A 17,582-nucleotide genomic window follows, 5' to 3' on the forward strand; every position below is an offset into this window, starting at 1 on the left:
GCAAACTGAGCAAGCTGCCGAACAAGCATCCGAGCAGGCTTCCGAACAAGCTGTCGAGCAAGCATCCGAGCAGGCTTCCGAACAAGCTGTCGAGCAAGAGGAAACCCGGATTGCGAGCAAGCTGCCAAATGGCTTGCGTCGGCTCCCGGCCTCCCGCGTATACACTCGGAATCGAAAAGCTGCGTCACGGCAGCTTTTTCAGTACCAATCCGCCCAAATGCCCTGGATTGCTGCAAAACGGCAGCTTTTGAGCATCCTATGCTGGCGTGCAGCCCGAAAATCATGCCAAAATGCAGCTTTTCAAGCTTTCCCCGTTCAACATGCGCTGAAATGCTGCAAATCAGCAGCTTTCCGAGCAGTCTAGAAGAAATCCGTCAAATACGGCGTTCGCTGCGGGATGGCCGCCTCCAAGCGGTTCACCTGTTCCTGCGAGCCTTGCAGACGCCCGATGCGCGCCATGAAGCCCGCTCGCTGATACCCCATAAGAAGAGCCGCCAGCGTTTGGATCGTACAGCTCAGCATGCCATCCTCCTGCACTTCGCCTTCGCCAAGCTTCGTGACCGCAGCAGGTTCCCCGCTAGCCGTGAATTCCAGCCGGTAGGTCCCTTGATTCCAATCCGCATGCTTGTCCGTCACCTGCAGCTGGATCGGTTCGGCCTCAGCGTCTACCGCAAAAGCGTACTGCTTCAGAAACGCTTCGACATCGACGATTCGCGCCGAGAAATAAGGGACCCGCTCCTGCTTGAACCGGGGATCCTGCGTCAGGAACGGAAGCTGATCGTCCACGGGCGCTTTAACCTCCACCTTCGCGATCATGGAGTCGTGATCGGCAATGAATTTCCACAGCCCTCTTCGCGCTTCCTCGTCGAGGAACACCAATTCATGCAGCGTCGCAACCCGATTGCTCACGTGGTAATAGACATACCCCCGAGGTTCTCCCTGCGGGTTCGCGTAGATCGCCGCCGTGCCCTTCTTGCGCAGCGTATTCGTCGTCCACCATGCCTCGTCGCGATCTATCATTCCGTTGAATTGCTTCGCGTACTCCGCATAGATTGCGTTCAGCAGCTTTCCATCCTTCGCCGCGCGCCTGACCGTGCTGCCTTCCGCCGCCTCGAACTTGGGCAGCTTGTCGACGGGAATCTCGTAGTGGAGTTGATCGACGAACGCCTCCCAGCCGTATTTCCGATAGAATTCAAACTTGAACGGCGACAGCAAAGACACCGTCTGCCCCCGATCCCGCATCGTCTTGAGCGATTGACCGAGCAGCCGCGCAACCATTCCCCCGCGCCGGTACTCCGGCCAGGTGGCAACGCCGCCGATGCCTCCCATCGCGAAACGTCGTCCGTTCACCCAGATATGCAGCGGAATCAGCTGGAGCTTGGCAGCCAATTTGCCGTCCGCGAAATAGCCCCACACTTGATTCTCGTCGGTTCGGCCGATCTGCTCGTTCCTGTCTTCCTCCTTCAGCTCATACTGAAACGCGAACTCGGACAACGCGAAGCTATCCGCCAGCTCGTCCCGATGCAGCGTACGTAATTCGTTCATGCGTATCCCTCATTTCATGCAAGTTAATTGAGATTCGGGCCAGTCCTGCCCGCCCTGGCATGCCTAGTTCGGAGACCGGCCTTCTCGTAAGCGTGACTGTTCGGCTAGAAGGAATACGTCAGGCCTCGATGACGTTCCAGCCAGACCGAAAATTGTTCCTTGGATTGCACGCCTTCGAACACGGCTTCATAGATATCCACGCTGAAGAAGCGTTTCCGGTAATCCGCATGCCGGTACAGCTCGTTCTTCAAAGCGAGGATGACGGGCCGGTTGCCGTCATGAAGCCGGGCCTGCAGCAGCGCGAACGCCTCTTCCTTCCGCTTGTACTGCTCCGAATCGATCGCCCACACGTCGATCTTCCACGCTTGACCGAACAGCTTGGCATACGTTCCCCAATACAATCCCTTCGGCAAATGGGCCGACTCGCCGTTCGACTCGTTCCTGTAGCTCATCTTAGACGGCTGCAAGCATTCGGAGATCGCCTTGCCTAATTCGAAGAACCAGGACGTACTGCGGTCCTCCGTCACCAAATACATATCCAGGTCCCGCCATGTCATCAGATCCAAGGCATAGCTGCCTTGCACGACAGGCTGTCCGTATGCAGCCATTGCAGCCATAAGACCGTGCTCGTTCAGAATCCGATCGGCCTCATGGCGAATAGCTTCGCTTAACGTCCTGTCGGACATTGCGGCTTCCTCCTTTTTCGAACCGTCGTCCAACGGTCGATTCACGGTCGGCTATTCGCCCGCCAACGGCCGGGACGCGGCAACGCAGATCGTGCGGAACTCATTGCCGAAATTCGTCGTCGGATCGCCCGGCCGGTTCGGGCGGCACGCGCAGTAATAGTGGTACAGCACGCCCTCGTGCCTGACGACGCTCGGCTTATGCGCATGAGTCGCGTCGATCTCGCCCGCTTCGCCGCTGCGCAGAATCGGCTCCTCGAGCTTCGTCCATGACGTCAAATCGTCCGACAGCGCAAGGCCTTCCTGCGCATGCCGGCCGTCAAACCCGAAGAAATACATCAGCCAGCGATCCCCGTCCTTCACGACGCACGGGTCGCTCACGAAGCGAGAATCCCAGCGGCCTTCGGTCACGCGCAGAACCGGATTCGCGGCGGAGCGCGTCCAATCGGTCAGGTTGTCCGACACGGCGTACCCGGTCTGCTCGATCCAGTCATCCTCGGCGTCGGGCATATTCTTTGCATTATAGAACATATAGAATTTTCCTTCATGCTCGATGATGCACTCCTTGTACAGGCCGCCGCGTTCCCATGCCTCGCCGTCCTCCGGCGTCAGAATCGGCTCCGGCAGTCGGTTCCACGTGAGCAGATCCTCGTCCTGCGTCCAAGCCAGTCCGATCCGCGCCGGTCCGGCCTCGTAACCGTCGTCCGGATACGCATGATAGACGAGCCAGTAACGGTCGTTCCACTTCTTCAGCTTCGGCACGCCGTCCAGGTCGTTCTCGCGCAGCAGCCAGCAGCCTGCCGCATTGCGGCTGTCCCATCCGCTGCCTTCGCCGCGCTTTAGAATGACGCCGTACGGCGTCCAGTCGATCAGATTGTCGCTCGTCGCAAGCGCCGTTTGGTAGGCGACGCCGTTGAAGCCGACGTGCAGCATGAAGAACTTGTCTTGATGGCGAAACACGAACGGGCAATCCACCGCGAGCTCGTCGTAAGCGCCCGGCACGCCCGAACCCGTCAGCACGGGACGATCCAATTTATACGGCGTCAAATACTTTTCGATCCCCTGGGTAATCATGTTCTTCCTTCACTCCGATCCGGAAAGATTGTCCGACTGCCAACCGCGCAATTCGGCAAGCGCTGTCCATGCATCGCGTATTCAAGCATCCCAAGCGCCTTCTGTACGAGTTCGGCATCGCTCCCCCCATCCCTGCTTCGTAGGCTCCCGCGTCCGATCCGTTCAACCTGAAATCCACCCGGCCGTAAGTCCGGTCGTTCACGCCAAGACAGAAGTCCTTTTGCGATTTTCTTCGGCCATGATAAAATGCACGGTAACGGATCGGCGATTGAAATCCTGCACGACGAAGGAGATTTTCGAGATGGAAGCAGAACGGATCAGGCAGCAAATACAGTTCATACGCGAGATCGACGAGCTGAAGCACGTGCTGCGCCAATCGTACCTGATGAACGGCTCGCGGCGCGAGAACGACGCCGAGCATACGTGGCATATCGCCGTCATGGCTCTATTGCTTCAGGAGCATGCCGCGGATCAAACGCTGGACGTGAAGAAGGTCGTTCACCTGCTGCTCATTCATGACTTGGTCGAGATCGATACGGGCGATACGTTCGCCTACGACACCAAGGGCTACGAGGATAAATGGGAACGCGAATTAGCGGCGGCCAAACGGATCTTCGGACTGCTGCCGGCGGACCAGCGGGAGGCGTGGATGGCGTTGTGGATCGAGTTCGAGGAAGGGCAGACGGCAGAAGCCCGGTATGCCGCGGCGATCGATCGGCTTCACCCGGTGCTGCACAACTTCTATACCGAGGGCAAGGCATGGAAAGCGCACCACGTATCGGTGGCGGCCGTCAAGAAGAGAATGGCCGTCATTGCCGAAGCCGCCCCCGCCTTGGGACGTTTCGTGGATGAACTGCTGGAAGAGGCGGTAGCCAAAGGATATTTACTGCCGTAGGGTTGCCGCGGCTTACCAGGAATGTTAAAATTCAATTAAGGACACTTTTCGTCCCTACGGGACATTTCATGTCCCTATTGGGTCAAATTCAAAATAAGCGAGGGATATGCGATGAACCCCTTATTCAAGCAGCTTGAATTTATCCGTCAGTTGACGATCCGTGCCGTGGAAGGACGGCCTGAGAGCGCGCTGAATGCCGTTCCGAATGGCTTCAATAACAATGTCAGTTGGAATTTGGGGCATATTTACTACGTTCAGGAGAGGTTTGCTTTTCATTTTGCCGGCGAGCCCATGCTGTTGCCCGACAACTTCGAGCGCATGTTCGCAAGTGGCACCAAACCTGCCGATTGGAACGGGGAGGCTCCCTCGTCCGAGACGTTGATTAAGCTGCTTGCGGATCAGCAGGTACGCATTCAACGGTCGCTGCAAGACCGTTTATACGAAGAAGTAAAAGCCCCTTACACGACAAAGAACGGGTTAACTTTACGCACCGTTCACGAATTTCTGAGCTATACCCTCTATCACGAAGGGATGCATTATAATGCGATCGGCCTGCTGCTGCGTTTCGCGAACAGGGAAGCCGAAGGAAAAGCTTAATCCGCTGTAAACGCCGAACGAAACAGGCAAAGCCTGAGCTTCGTTCGGCTTTCTGCTTTTCCATGAGGTATAATCAGGCTATCGCTGCTAATAGCAACAACTCAGCCCCTTACGCACAATAGGTACATGCGTCATTATCAGAGGAGGTTCGAAAAGGATGGATTTGGAACTCGAAGGACGTAACGTCATCGTGACGGCAGCCAGCAAAGGGCTCGGAAAAGCAGCCGCGCTGCGCATCTCGCAGGAGGGAGCCAACGTGGTCGTTTGCGGCCGAAACGCGGAAACGATCGAAGCGGCGGCAGCCGACATCCGATCGGCGACCGGCGGCGACGTGCTTGCCGTGCGGGCCGACCTCTCCTCTGCCTCGGACATCGAATCGCTCGTCGCGGCGAGCGTGGACCGATTCGGCCGCATCGACGGGCTCGTGTGCAGCGCGGGCGGCCCGCCCTCCGGACCGTTCGCGTCGATAACGGACGAGCAATGGGAGTCGGCGTTCCAATTGAACGTGATGAGCGTCGTGCGCCTGATCCGGCGGACGCTGCCTCATTTTCCCGCGGAGGGCGGACGGATCGTCTACGTCTCCTCGACGTCGATCAAGCAGCCGATCCCGGGCCTCGTGCTCAGCAACGCGCTGCGCCTCGGCGTGCAGGGGCTGATCAAGACGCTCGCCGACGAATACGCGCCGCGGAACATCCTGATTAACTCCGCCGCGCCGGGCCGTTTCGATACGGACCGCATCCGGACGCTGGACAAGGCGCGTGCCGCAAGCACGGACATCTCGTACGAGGAGCAGGTTGCAAGGTCCGAGCGCGAAATCGGAATCGGACGCTACGGCCAGCCGGAAGAATTCGCCCGCTACGTGGCATTCTTGGTCTCGCCCGCGAATAGCTACGTAACCGGGCAGAGCTTGATGGTGGACGGCGGGTTGGTACGGGGCATTTAGCCGTGTTTGGCCTTGGAGAGTTTGCTTCGAGGACTTGCGGCGAAGAGATATACCTGTGAATCGTTGGATCCCGCACCTATTGCCGCTCACGGCTCATCAGGCCTGCCTGGAAATCGAAAATAGGTGCAATTCTGCAACTATTCCCGCCAATTAAGCCCGGAATTAGAAATAGGTGCAATTCTGCAACTATTTCGCTGATTTCGAGTCAGTCTAGCACTTGAGCGGATGAATAGTTGCACGATTGCACTTATTTCGTTTTGACGTGGTTTTCGCTCGAAAATAAGTGCAGATTTGCACCTATTTCGAGAGGGTCGGACTGTTGATTTGTTCGAGTCCCGCTCGGGCAGCTCTCCATCCTCAACAGCAACAGCCCCGAAAGAGCCTATCGGCTCCTTCGGGGCTTCTCGCGTGCAGCGTTCCATCTCCCGCGCTGCGTATGGTCAATCTCTGCTGCTACGCCAGCACCGGCTCTTCCGCCTTCTCCTTCACCGCGTAACGAAACGCATACTCGCCCGATCCGACGGTCAGGAGAACGCCGCCTTCGGTGTCCGCCGCCGTAAGCACGCCGTCGGCAGCTGCAGCAGCATTGCCGCTTTCCTGAAGCTCGGCCAGCGAGATGCCTTCCAAGATCACGTCGGCCGTCGCGTTCGCCGGAATGGCGATGCGCACGACCGTCTCCCCGCCTTCCTGCTTCCAGCCCGATTCGATTCGGCCGTACGGCGATTCCAGCGCCGCGCGCGCATGCGTCAGCGCGCCGTCCGCAAAACGAGGGCGAATGCGGACTTTTTTGTATGCCGCCTGCGCTTCATCCATATCGAGCCCGGCCACGCAGCGATACATCCACTCGCCGACCGCGCCGTAAGCGTAGTGGTTGTAGGAGTTCATGTCGTCGCTCCAGAACGAGCCGTCCGGCTTGATGCCGTCCCAGTGCTCCCAGATCGTCGTCGCGCCTTTCGATACGGAGTACAGCCACGATGGATACGTCTCCTGCATGAGCAGCTTCACCGCCGTCGCGTGATAGCCGTTATCCGACAGCGCGAAGCACAGATACGGCGTGCCGACGAAGCCCGTCGTCAGGTGATGGCCGTTCTCCGCAACCATCTGGTTCAGCTCGCGCGCGATCCGCTTCTTGGCGTCGCCTTCGACGAGCCCGAACACGAGCGCCAGCACATGCGCGGTCTGCGTCGGGGCGGCCAGCCGGCCGTTCGGCGTCAAGAATTCGCGGCGGAATTCCGCCTTGATCCGTTCGTACAGCTCGCCGTACGCGCGAACGTCCGCCGCCTTGCCGAGCACGACCGCGGTTTCCCGCAGCAGGCGCGCCGAGTAAGCGAAGTAAGCCGTTGCGATTAAGTCCCGCGGTGTCGCGCCGATATAGCTGTTTTCCTTGGCATCGAGCCCCAGCCAGTCGCCGAAGTGGAAGCCGGTGTTCCACAAGTGCTCGTTCTTGCCTTGGCCGCGAATATATTCGACCCATGCGCGCATGCTCTCGTACTGCTCCGACAGCAAGCGAACGTCGCCATAGCAGAGGTAGATCGTCCACGGGCAGATCACCGCTGCGTCTCCCCAGGCGGCCGACGTCGGAATATCCTCGTCCGCGGGCGGCAATCCGGAGGAGCTGAGCGCATTCGGGATGACGAACGGCACGCTGCCGTTCGGACGCTGATCGGCCTTTAAGTCCCGCAGCCATTTGGTGAAGAACGAGGCGACGTCATAGTTGAACGCGGCCGTCCGAACGAATACTTGCGCGTCTCCCGTCCAGCCGAGACGCTCGTCGCGCTGCGGGCAGTCCGTAGGCAAATCGACGAAATTCCCCCGCTGCCCCCACCGGATATTATGCTGGAGCCGATTCACCATGTCGCTCGAACAGTCGAACTCGCCCGTCGGCATCATGTCGGAATGAATGACTTCGCCAATCACGGCCGTCAGCAGTCCGTCCGCAGCCCCTTCCGGAAGTCCTTCGAAGCTCAAATACTGAAATCCCATGAACGTGAAGGTCGGAGCGTACGTTTCGCCCGGGATGCCTGCCGCCGTATACACGATCGTTTGCTTCGCCGTACGCAGATTGCCGATGTAGAAATTACCGTCCTTATCCAGCACCTCCGCATGCCGGATCGTGATCGTCGTACCCGCAGGCACATCCAGCGAGAGCCGAATACGGCCGACCATGTTCTGTCCCATATCTAGCACGGTCTCGCCTCTCGGGGTAAGGATGAGGCTCTTCGGCTTGATGACCTCCGTCACGCGAATCGGCTGATGCTCCTGCGCCTTCAGCTGCGTCACGGGCAGATCGATCGTTTCCGTACCGCTCCAGGCCGAATCGTCGAACTCCGCCGTGCTCCAGCCGCTCTGTTCCATACTCGCGTCGTACGTCTCGCCGTCGTAAATGTCCGACAGCCGGATCGGACCTTCGGCCGCTCTCCACGACGCGTCGCTGCCCACGACCTCCTCCGTGCCGTCCGCATAGACGACATGCAGCTGCAGCAGCAGCGCGCGGCGGTCGCCGTAGTGATTGACTTTGTTCGCTTCCCAGCCCAGCCGGCCTTTGTACCAGCCGTTGCCCAGTATGGCGCCGATGCCGTTCGAGCCCCCGGCGGCCAGCAGGCTCGTCACGTCGTACGTCTGGTACTGCTGGCGGTAACGGTAGCTGGTCCAGCCGGGCGAGAGCAGCTCGTCGCCGACCTTCTCCCCGTTCAGGTACAGCTCGTACACGCCAGCGGCCGTCGCATACACGCGCGCGGAAACCACGCCGGATCGAACCGCAAACCGCTTGGCCAGCAAGAACGCCGGCGCTGCCTGCGGATCAATCGCCGATGCAGCCGGCGTGATCCACTGGGCCTGCCACTCATCCGGGGAGAAGAACGCCGTTTCCCACCAGACGGAGTCGCTCCAATCCGACTCGCGGCCGAAGTTGTCCCGCACCTGAACCCGCGCCTTGTAGCGCGTCCGAGATCGCAGTGCCGGTCCGGCATATACGATCTGGATCGAAGCGTCCGCCAGCACGCGGCCGGAATCCCACAACGGCGCCGAATAATCCCCGTCCGCCTCCGCGACTTGAAGCCGGTAGGCTTCCTGAACCGTGCCTCTGCGATCCGACCCCAGCTGCCAGCCGAACCGCGGCGCCCGGACGTCCGTCCCGAGCAGCTCCGTACGGTACTCGCTAGTAAGCGACGTAACGGTTATCCCCCTCATCTTGCACGCTCCATTCTATTGAGAATTGATGTCTTGTATCGTTCCGTTCCCTCAGTATAAGATGGAAGCACGAATTATTTTCAGGGCAAAACAGACTTCTATTCAGGGTTAATCAGACATTCGCGCAAAGGGGGAATCCGCCATGACGCTCCGCCGTCCGATCCTCCTCTATACCGGGGAAACGTTCTTCGATCCCGCTTTGCCGGTCTACGTCAATCGGGTAGCGGAGAATTATGAGCTTACGGAGCATCGGCATGACTTTCTGGAGATCAGCTTCGTCGGCGAGGGGGCGGGCACGCATCATATCGGCGAAGAAGGGTTCCCTGTCGCGCAAGGCGACATATTCTTCCTGCCTGTAGGCGTATCCCATGTGTTCCGGCCTTCCGCTGCCGCTCCCAAGCATCCTCTCATCGTCTACAATTGCGTCATCGCGCCGGAGGCCGCGCTTCGTCTCGTCGGGGCCGTGCCGGGCGGCGCGGTGCTGCGGCCTTTGCTGGAGTCGCAGCAGTACCGCCGGTTCCGCGATTCGAACGGGGATTTCCACTGGATGTTCCAGCGGCTTCACGACGAGTACCAGACAGACCGCCCCGGCCGCGAAGCCGCGCTCTATCAAGGCGTTCTGGGCCTGCTGCTCTACCTGTTCCGAATGGATAGCCGAAGCGATGCCTCAGGCGCGGCCGTCCTCGTTCCCGACGGCGTCGAGGCGGTCATTGCGGCCGTGCACGGCCGCTTCGAGCAGGAGCTGCCCGCCAAGCAGATGGCCGCCATCGCCGGCGTCGGCGAACGCCAGCTGCATCGCATGTTCAAGAAGCATGCCGGCATGCCGCTGAAAGCCTATCATCAGAACGTCCGCATTCGCGAAGCCTGCCGCCTGCTGCGGGATACCGACCGCAAAATCAGCGATATCGCTTCGGCCGTCGGCTATCAGGATATCACCTATTTCAACGAGCTGTTCAAGAGGAAGAATGGGGTATCTCCGCGGGAGTACCGCAGCCGGGCGGAGAGTTAGCGGACGGCATCGCCTCCTGCAGGGCAGGAACGAATGACTCTCCCCGTCCGCAAGATCCGATAGCTTCCGCCGCAAGATTCGATATTGTTTCCCTCCTCCACCCGGCATACACTGAAGCGAGACAGCGGCCGTGCCCGAGTTGTCTTCGGCTGCTCCCGCTGCCATTATCTCCGTTCATAAGGAAGGGCGTCGACCATGAACAAGAAGCATGAACAGATGCAGATGATTTTCAAAACTCACGGGCAAAAGCTCGGCCAAGCCTACCTGGGCACGACCGGAGCGGGCGCAGCCGCGCTGGAGCCGCTTGCCCTCGCGCCGGTGCAGCTCGGCGTTCGCCCTCGTACGTTCGGGCGCTACGCGGCGCTGAACGACGGCTATTCGAGCGTCACGGAAGGACTCGTGCTGCACGAGATCGTCGACCGCGCGGACGGATTCAGGCTGCTGTACCGCCATCCGGAGCACCATATCGCCGTTACCGTCGCCTATGAGTGGGTATCCGGCGCTTCGGCGTATCGCCAAAACGTAAGCGTTACCAACGAAGGCAGCGAGCCGATCGCGCTCGATCACGTGTCTTCCCTCTTCGTGCAGGGAATGGGCGCGGAGGGCATCCGCGATTGGAACGATCCCGCCAAGATCCGCGTCCACTACTGCCTCCAAACCTGGGAAGGCGAAGGACAGTGGCGCAGCGCCGGCCTCGAGGAGCTTGGCGTATTTCCGGTGGCGGTGCATCCGGACTTCGCGGCCGTGCATTTCTCGTCCGTCGGCACGTGGAGCACGGGGCGCTTCGTGCCGATGATCGTCATCGAGGACGTGGAATGCGGACAGGTCTGGTACGGCCAGATCGAAACCTCCTCGCATTGGCATATGGAAATCGGCCGGAGAAGCCTCGGCGGCACGAGCCAAGCCGGCAGCTTATACGTGCAGCTCGACGCCGCAAGCGAACGCCATGGCGGCTGGTGGAAATCGCTGGCCCCCGGCGAGACATTCCAGGCGCCGACGGCCGCCTTCGGCTGCGCCAAAGGCGGCTTCCAAGAAGCTATCCGGGAGCTGACGCGGTACCGCCGAACGCTTCTTCGGGAGTTGCCTACGCCAGGCAGCGCGTATCCCGTTATTTTCAACGACTACATGAACTGCCTATGGGGCAATCCCACAGAGGAATCGCTGGTCCCGCTCATCGAGGCGGCTTCGCGGGCCGGCGCGGAAGTATTCATGATCGATGCGGGCTGGTTCGGCTCGCGAACGGCGAACTGGGGCCAAGGGCTCGGCGACTGGAACCCGAGCGGCGACCGGTTCGGGCAGGAAGGACTGCCGGGTATCCTCGGCCTGATTCGCGCCAAGGGCATGCTCCCCGGACTGTGGCTCGAGATCGAGGTATGCGGCGAAGAGGCGGGGCTCTTCAGCAAGCCCGACGACTGGTTCCTCCTCCGCGGCGGCCGGCGGATCGGCGCTTCGGACCGCGTCTACTTGGACTACCGGAACCCCGACGTTCGTGCGTACGTTCACGGCGTTATCGACCGGCTGGCGGCCATGGGCGTCCGCTATATCAAGAACGACTACAACCAATGCGTCAGCACCGGCGTCGATGAACCAAGCGGGTCGGAAGCAGCCGGTCTGCTCGATTACGTAGACGCGTTTTATCAGTTCATGGACGAGGTTCGCGAGCGGCATCCGAACGTCATTTGGGAGAATTGCGGTTCGGGCGCCATGCGGCAGGACTACGGGATCCTTCAGCGCTTCGACGTGCAAAGCACCTCCGACCAGGAAATCTATTGGAAGTACCCGGCTATCGTATCGGGAGCGCTCGCGACGCTGGCTCCCGAGCATGCCGGCGTCTGGGCGTATCCGATGCCCGTGCTGTTCCCGGACAGGGAGCAGGCGGATGCCGCGCTCGAGCGCGACGCCGCTCGGATGCAGGACGGCGAGCAAACGGTCTTTAACATGGTGAACGGCCTGCTCGCGAACCTGTACATGTCCGGAAGAATCGATCGCGCGGACGAGCGCAACTTCGCGCTGGTGCAGGAAGGGATCGCGCTCTTCAAGGAGCTGCGCGGCTTCATCCGGCAGTCTTCCGGCATATGGCCGACCGGCATGATGCGCATCGGGGACAAGCAGGCTTTCGGCAGCGCGGGATTGTGGAACGAGGAGCAGGGCAGGGCCGTCATCGCCGTATGGCGCCTGGACAGCGGAGACGAGTGCTTGACGCTGCCGCTCGCCTTCCTGCGGGGACGCGAGGCGCAGGCGCGCCAGATCTATCCTTCCGCGGCGCATGCGGATAAACAGGCCGGGGCAAGCCTGAACGAATCGCAGGGCACGCTGACCGTCCGGCTCGAGGGGCGGTTTACGGCGCGGTTGTTCGAGGTGTTGGTGTAGAACGGGATTTTGTTAAGAGCGTTAAAGAGCGGCAATTCCGGAGCATTCCGGATTGCCGCTTTTCCGTGCAGAGCCGCTTCTATTCCGTCAGCATGCCATATGCCCGGACTGGCGCGCCGTCGCGTCCGACAAGCTTGAGCGGCGCGGCGGAGAAGAAGAAGGTCTCGGCATTGATCTGGCGCAACCCCTGCAAGCCCTCCACGATGACGATCTCGGCTCCGAGCAGCACTTTATGGACGGGATCGTAGTCCGTCGGGTTCGGCGTCGGGACGTCCATGCCGATCATGCCGATCCTGCGCGCCGCCAGCCACTCGGCCAGTTCGATCGTCATATACGGGAAATCCGAGAAGTAGTGCTTGGCCGGGAACTGGCTGCACCAGTCCGTGCGATAGATGACCTTGGCGCCCTCCGTGATGCGGGATGCGTACGCCTCGAAATCGTCGACGGTGATGGGCTCTCTCGGCTTCTTATGCGACAGATCGATCAGGAGCGCTTCCCCGACGCACTGCGCGAGCGTTAATTGCTCCACCGTCCTGCCGTTGTCGAGGAAATGGAACGGCGCGTCGAGATGCGTCCCTTGGTGCGAGCTCATCGAAAACTGCGTAATGTTGTACCCGATGGATTCGGTCGTATTGTGCACGATTACGGCGCATTTCGGATCCCAGGCAAACGTCGGCGCGCCGTGGTAGATCTCCAGCGATAAGTCGATCATTCTGACAGGCATGGGCTTCGATCCTCTCGGTTTGGATTGACGAAGAAAGGCTGCCGCCGGCAGGTTCATTCACGGCGGCAGGCATGCGAAGATCATGGAATGGCGCGAATCGTTCAGGCAATCAGAAGGAATTCGCGGGCTCCCGGCGTCATGGGGTCAGGAAAATCTTCGCGGATGCGCTGCGTCCCTCGACCAGCTCGCGGAAGGCGTTCGGCGCTTCGGCCAGCGGACGCGCCTCGGTCCAGCCGGCTATATCGATGCGGCCCTGCTTCAAGAGCTCGATTGCCTGCTCGAAGTCCGCCGGCGAATACGTATACGACCCGACGAGCGCGATCTCCCGGCGCACGAGGTCGTTCACGTCCAGATGGGAGCGATCCTGGCCAAGGCCGACCATCACGATCGTGCCGCCGGATCGGACGGCCGCGAGCGCGCCTTCCCGGGTCGCCTGCACCCCCGCGCAGTCGATGACGCAGGACACCCCGTCCGGGAACGTCCGCTTGTACGCCTGCTTGAAGTCCCTGGCATCGATCGCCGCGGCGCCCCATTGCTCGGCGAGCCGCAGCCTGCCCGGCTGGATGTCGGCGATCGCGATCCTGCCTGCTCCCATCTGCCGCGCCGCCTGCAGGCACAGCAATCCGATCGGCCCCGCCCCGTAGATCAGCAGGTCTTCCAGCGAACGCATGCCCAGCTTTACGGCATGAACGGCCACGGCGAGCGGTTCAGCCAAGGAGGCCAGCCGCGCATCCATCGTATCGGGAAGCTTGTGCACGTTGGCGGCCGGGACCGCGACGCAGTCGGCGAACGCACCCGGACGGTGGATGCCTACGATCTGCCGCGAGAGACATATATTCGTCCTGCCTGCCGAGCAGTTGGTACAGGTGCCGCATGCGATCAGCGGGTTGACGACAACCTTGTCCCCAGCGGCCAAACCGACAACCTGCGCCCCCAGCGATTCAACGCGTCCGGCGAATTCATGCCCCATCACGAGCGGCGGCTTCCGAATGCCGCTATGGCCGAGGTATCCCTCCAGCTCGCTGCCGCAGACGCCGACGCTCTCAACCCGGATCAACACTTCATGAGCTCCGCATGCCGGCACCGCCATTTCCTCGATCTCCACGATCTGCGGACCTTTGTAGACCAGCGCTTGCATAAGCCTTCCTCCTCTGTTGATTGCGGCTACGCGATCGGCCGCGGCTCTACTTGATTGACGATATGAAGCGGCCGGCCGCCTTCGAACAAGCGCGCAATCTCAAGCGCGGCATACTTCTGAAGCAGCAGCAGGGAATCCTCCGAATACCAGGCGCAATGGCTGGTCACAAGACACTGATCCAGCTGCAGCAGCGGACTGTCGGGCAAGATCGGCTCGACCTCCAGCACGTCCAGCGCCGCGCCCGCGATCATGCCTTCCTGAAGCGCCTCCGCCAGATCGTCCGCGTTCACGATGCCGCCGCGCGACGTGTTCACCAGGTAAGCTTCGGGCTTCATGCGAGCGAACGCATCGCGATTGATAGCATGACGGGTCTTCTCGGTCAGCGGAAGATGAGGCGACAGAATATCGCTTTGGCCCAGCAGCCCTTCCCAATCCACGCGCTCGACGCCATGCTCGGCGAATACATGCTCCGGCACATACGGATCGTAAGCAATCGTCTTCATGCCGAAGGCTTGCGCCCGCCGGATGACGGCACGGGCGATATTGCCGAAGCCGGCGGTGCCGAGCACGCGGCCGGCCAAACCCATGATCGGGCGGCATGGAGCGATTTCCCATACGCCGTGCCTCACTTGGGACACAACCTGCGGAATCTTGCGCACGACGCCAAGCATCAGCGCGAGCGTGTGATCCGCGACCTCCTGCACCGCATAATCCGGCACGTTGACGACGGGAATGCCCCGCCGCTTCGCGGCTTCGAGATCGACGTTGTCGACGCCGATTCCATAGCGGACGATAATCTTGCAGCGGCTCAGTCCTTCGATGACCTCAGCCGTGATCGGCGCCCACTGGGTCAGAATCGCGTCGGCGTCGGCGCAGAACGCTGCCGTCTCCTCTGGCGTCCTGCACTGACCGACGCGAAAATCGAATCCCATCGGCCGCAATATGGCTTCCTCCTGCCGCAGATCCGGAAAAGCATGATCCGTCACGGCTGCGGTCCATCGGTTGCTCGTACTCATATGGCCAAATACCCCCCGTCGATGACCAAGTCTTCTCCCGTCATGAACGACGCGTCGTCCGAAGCCGCGAATGCGACCGCACCCGCAACTTCTTCCGCCAAGCCCTGCCGCCCCAAAATATGAAGGCGGGATACCCGGCGATCTTCTTCCTCCGCGTCGATGCCGAGCTGCCGGCAGCTGTTCTCGAAGGCTTCCGTCCGAATGTAGCCGGGGCAAACGCTGTTCACGCGTATGCGATGCGGGCTCAGCTCGATCGCCCAGCATTTCGTCAGCGCGCGGATGGCGAATTTGGTCGCGTTGTACGTAGCGAAATTCGGCTGTCCGATGAAACCGCTTACAGAAGACATGTTAACAATGGCGCCCCGGCCGACCTTCTTCATCAGCGGTACGCAATGCTGCGTCACGAGCGACGTGCCGACGACATTGACCCCGAGCGTCTCGTTCCAATCCTGCGCGCTGGCTTCCAGCCCCTTGAACACGAAGCGGGCCGCGTTGTTGACCAGAAGATCGACGCGCGCGGAGTGCGCTTCGATCTTCCGGAAGACATCGCGCAGCGTCTCCTCGTCCCGTATATCCACCAGCTCGAAATGCACGGCGCCGCCCGTCTTGCCTTCAATGGCGCGGGCGGTCTCCTCTCCCAAGGGATTGAGATCCAGCATCCACACCTCGCAGCCCTCTTCGCTCAGCCGCTCGGAGATGGCCTTGCCGAGCCCTTGCGCGCCGCCGGTCACGACGGCGATTTTGCCTGCTAATCCTCGCATGCGATCACCTCGAATGGGATTCATTACTCCCCCATTATAGAAACGCATATTGGTTACGTCAATATATCCAATTTTTACTTCAGCGTCACCAGTTTAGGTTCGACTCTCCGAATCGACGCCTCCGATTGCCGCTGCTCCATCACATCAAGAATAAGCTCGGCCGCGGCGATGCCCATCTCTACCGGAGACTGGTCGACGTATGCCTCCGGCATGACGCATTCCGCGGCAAAGCTCGGCTCGTCGCAGCTGACGATCGTCATCTGCCTCCCCCGCTGCCGGCACGCCCTGCCCACGAACTGGGCGATATGCGCATCGACGGTGGCGATCGCTTCCAGATCGGGATGGCTGTCGAGAAAGTCGAAAATTTCCGCCGGAACCGGCTGATGATGCAGCTGGTTCATGCCCGTCACGATGGCAGGAGATACGGACAGCGACAGGCTCAAATGCACGAGCGGTATTCCCTCCGCCATCGCCGCCGACTGGAATCCGAACAGCCGCTCCTTGACCCCGGCCGTATAATCCGCGGGATAGCTCACGTAACCGACCTTGCGTTTGCCTGCGCGAATCAAGTACTCGCCCATCATGTACCCCACTTTCTCCGTATCGCAATGAACCGCATGGACCTTGTAGTCGCGAAAATACTTCTCCACGAAAACGATCGGAAACTTCTCCAGCAGCAGCCGCAGCAGGGCGTCGTGAATGAAATCGCTGCGGCTCGCGACGATAATCAGCCCGTCGACCGGCAGTTCGAGCAGCTGCTGCAGCGTCGATTGCTCTTCCCCGTTCTGTTCGTCCACCCGCTTGAAGACGAGATGGCAGTCTCGCCGGCTGAGCTCGTATTCCACGCCGGAGACGAGCAGGGACTGATAACGGAACTCCATCCAGGGCATGATCATCCCGACTCTCCGGGGCTTTCCGGACCGCGCTTCCGCACGCAGCGCGCCGGCCGCCGCTACGATGGCCGCCCTTGCTTCGCTTCCAACTGCAGCAGCGCCAATACCGGAAGCGTAAGCGTTCTGCGCCGCTTGCGCAGGCGCCTCTTGATCCGAGACGAACGTTCCTTTGCCGCGGTGGCGGAACAAATACCCTTCGGCGACCAGTCCGATAATGGCATTCTTCGCCGTGATTCGGCTGACGTTGAACAGGTCCGCCAGCTTCCTCTCCGGCGGCACCTGATCGCCCGGCCGGAGCGCGCCGGTCTGGATCTGCTCCAGCACGTACTGTTGAATTTGGCTGTATAACGGAATTTGAGCTTTCACGAAACGGAACCTCCCGAATGATAACGGCATTAAATAATGGATATATTGAGTATAGTATATTGGATATAAACTGACAAACGATCCATGATCCCCCGCGATCATCCCCGACGTCGCCGCCCGCGACGAGAAACGCTTCTTAACGGAAGTCGGTCCGGTGCTTTCGGCTTGCTTTTGGCTTGCTTTTGGCTTGCTTTTGGCTTGCTTTTGGCTTGCTTTTGGCTTGCTTTTGATATGGCTATCAGCTTGCATTCCACTTACGTTCGCCTTGGGTTCTTCTTGCTTTCCGTCGTAGGACACTCTATCAATTGGGCCGTTTGCATAGTCTTTTGGAAGAACACAGCCGTACAAGCCTTCATAGAATGAGGTAGCTACACATTCA

The 17,582-nt window shown here is 60.4% G+C and carries 14 protein-coding genes; 5 read left to right on the top strand and 9 right to left on the bottom strand.

Annotated features, from left to right (window positions below; genetic code table 11):
- Positions 1-360: 360 nt before the first annotated feature.
- From GT003_RS26475 to GT003_RS26485, 3 genes are all read right to left on the bottom strand, one after another.
- Positions 361-1,545 (bottom strand): GNAT family N-acetyltransferase, encoded by a 1,185-nt coding sequence (locus tag GT003_RS26475; RefSeq protein ID WP_161703673.1) that lies wholly within the window; start codon positions 1,543-1,545, stop codon positions 361-363.
- A gap of 104 nt (positions 1,546-1,649) precedes the next feature.
- On the bottom strand, positions 1,650-2,231 hold the full coding sequence (locus GT003_RS26480; protein ID WP_161703676.1) for a hypothetical protein: 582 nt from the start codon (positions 2,229-2,231) through the stop codon (positions 1,650-1,652).
- Between the two features lie 51 nt (positions 2,232-2,282).
- The gene (locus GT003_RS26485; RefSeq protein WP_161703678.1) at positions 2,283-3,302 is read right to left on the bottom strand and encodes a glycoside hydrolase family protein; all 1,020 of its coding nucleotides are present in this window, start codon (positions 3,300-3,302) and stop codon (positions 2,283-2,285) included.
- Positions 3,303-3,603: 301 nt separating this feature from the next.
- On the opposite strand from GT003_RS26485, the gene GT003_RS26490 reads away from it, so the two are divergent.
- From GT003_RS26490 to GT003_RS26500, 3 genes are all read left to right on the top strand, one after another.
- Positions 3,604-4,197: an HD domain-containing protein gene (locus tag GT003_RS26490; RefSeq protein WP_161703680.1), complete on the top strand. Its 594-nt coding sequence runs from the start codon at positions 3,604-3,606 to the stop codon at positions 4,195-4,197.
- Positions 4,198-4,308: 111 nt separating this feature from the next.
- Complete coding sequence (locus tag GT003_RS26495; protein WP_161703682.1) at positions 4,309-4,794, top strand: DinB family protein; 486 nt, start codon at positions 4,309-4,311, stop codon at positions 4,792-4,794.
- A 157-nt stretch (positions 4,795-4,951) separates the two neighbouring features.
- Entirely contained in the window at positions 4,952-5,737 is a 786-nt protein-coding gene (locus GT003_RS26500) for an SDR family oxidoreductase (protein WP_161703684.1), read from the top strand.
- Positions 5,738-6,190: 453 nt separating this feature from the next.
- On the opposite strand, the gene GT003_RS26505 is transcribed toward GT003_RS26500, so the two are convergent.
- On the bottom strand, positions 6,191-8,926 hold the full coding sequence (locus GT003_RS26505; protein ID WP_161703686.1) for an alpha-L-rhamnosidase: 2,736 nt from the start codon (positions 8,924-8,926) through the stop codon (positions 6,191-6,193).
- Between the two features lie 142 nt (positions 8,927-9,068).
- On the opposite strand from GT003_RS26505, the gene GT003_RS26510 reads away from it, so the two are divergent.
- Both GT003_RS26510 and GT003_RS26515 read left to right on the top strand, forming a co-directional pair.
- Positions 9,069-9,935 carry an AraC family transcriptional regulator gene (locus GT003_RS26510; RefSeq protein WP_161703688.1) on the top strand — a complete coding sequence of 289 codons (867 nt, stop codon included), beginning with the start codon at positions 9,069-9,071 and terminating at the stop codon, positions 9,933-9,935.
- 195 nt (positions 9,936-10,130) lie between these two features.
- Positions 10,131-12,305 (top strand): glycoside hydrolase family 36 protein, encoded by a 2,175-nt coding sequence (locus GT003_RS26515; RefSeq protein ID WP_161703690.1) that lies wholly within the window; start codon positions 10,131-10,133, stop codon positions 12,303-12,305.
- A gap of 79 nt (positions 12,306-12,384) precedes the next feature.
- On the opposite strand, the gene GT003_RS26520 is transcribed toward GT003_RS26515, so the two are convergent.
- The 5 genes from GT003_RS26520 to GT003_RS26540 all read right to left on the bottom strand — a co-directional run bounded on the left by GT003_RS26520 (position 12,385) and on the right by GT003_RS26540 (position 17,203).
- Complete coding sequence (locus GT003_RS26520; RefSeq protein WP_161703692.1) at positions 12,385-13,029, bottom strand: cyclase family protein; 645 nt, start codon at positions 13,027-13,029, stop codon at positions 12,385-12,387.
- 136 nt (positions 13,030-13,165) lie between these two features.
- Positions 13,166-14,167, bottom strand: coding sequence for a zinc-dependent alcohol dehydrogenase (locus GT003_RS26525; RefSeq protein ID WP_161703694.1), 1,002 nt, complete (start codon positions 14,165-14,167; stop codon positions 13,166-13,168).
- Between the two features lie 26 nt (positions 14,168-14,193).
- A complete protein-coding gene (locus GT003_RS26530) occupies positions 14,194-15,183 on the bottom strand; it encodes a C-terminal binding protein (RefSeq protein ID WP_161703696.1) in 990 nt (329 codons plus the stop codon).
- Positions 15,180-15,944 carry an SDR family NAD(P)-dependent oxidoreductase gene (locus tag GT003_RS26535; protein ID WP_161703698.1) on the bottom strand — a complete coding sequence of 255 codons (765 nt, stop codon included), beginning with the start codon at positions 15,942-15,944 and terminating at the stop codon, positions 15,180-15,182. The genes GT003_RS26530 and GT003_RS26535 overlap by 4 nt, the downstream gene beginning before the upstream one ends.
- A 74-nt stretch (positions 15,945-16,018) precedes the next feature.
- On the bottom strand, positions 16,019-17,203 hold the full coding sequence (locus GT003_RS26540; RefSeq protein WP_161703700.1) for a GntR family transcriptional regulator: 1,185 nt from the start codon (positions 17,201-17,203) through the stop codon (positions 16,019-16,021).
- Between the last annotated feature and the right edge of the window lie 379 nt (positions 17,204-17,582).

The organism is Paenibacillus sacheonensis, from assembly GCF_009909195.1.
Classification (GTDB): Bacteria; Bacillota; Bacilli; order Paenibacillales; family Paenibacillaceae; genus Paenibacillus_Z; species Paenibacillus_Z sacheonensis.

Bases quoted from the DNA above. Each gene is read 5' to 3' on its own strand.
- GT003_RS26520 (WP_161703692.1), bottom strand. From the start codon at position 13,029: ATGCCTGTCAGAATGATCGACTTATCGCTGGAGATCTACCACGGCGCG.
- GT003_RS26500 (WP_161703684.1), top strand. From the start codon at position 4,952: ATGGATTTGGAACTCGAAGGACGTAACGTCATCGTGACGGCAGCCAGC.
- GT003_RS26505 (WP_161703686.1), bottom strand. From the start codon at position 8,926: ATGAGGGGGATAACCGTTACGTCGCTTACTAGCGAGTACCGTACGGAG.
- GT003_RS26480 (WP_161703676.1), bottom strand. From the start codon at position 2,231: ATGTCCGACAGGACGTTAAGCGAAGCTATTCGCCATGAGGCCGATCGG.
- GT003_RS26485 (WP_161703678.1), bottom strand. From the start codon at position 3,302: ATGATTACCCAGGGGATCGAAAAGTATTTGACGCCGTATAAATTGGAT.
- GT003_RS26535 (WP_161703698.1), bottom strand. From the start codon at position 15,944: ATGCGAGGATTAGCAGGCAAAATCGCCGTCGTGACCGGCGGCGCGCAA.
- GT003_RS26525 (WP_161703694.1), bottom strand. From the start codon at position 14,167: ATGCAAGCGCTGGTCTACAAAGGTCCGCAGATCGTGGAGATCGAGGAA.
- GT003_RS26530 (WP_161703696.1), bottom strand. From the start codon at position 15,183: ATGAGTACGAGCAACCGATGGACCGCAGCCGTGACGGATCATGCTTTT.
- GT003_RS26475 (WP_161703673.1), bottom strand. From the start codon at position 1,545: ATGAACGAATTACGTACGCTGCATCGGGACGAGCTGGCGGATAGCTTC.
- GT003_RS26510 (WP_161703688.1), top strand. From the start codon at position 9,069: ATGACGCTCCGCCGTCCGATCCTCCTCTATACCGGGGAAACGTTCTTC.
- GT003_RS26515 (WP_161703690.1), top strand. From the start codon at position 10,131: ATGAACAAGAAGCATGAACAGATGCAGATGATTTTCAAAACTCACGGG.
- GT003_RS26490 (WP_161703680.1), top strand. From the start codon at position 3,604: ATGGAAGCAGAACGGATCAGGCAGCAAATACAGTTCATACGCGAGATC.
- GT003_RS26495 (WP_161703682.1), top strand. From the start codon at position 4,309: ATGAACCCCTTATTCAAGCAGCTTGAATTTATCCGTCAGTTGACGATC.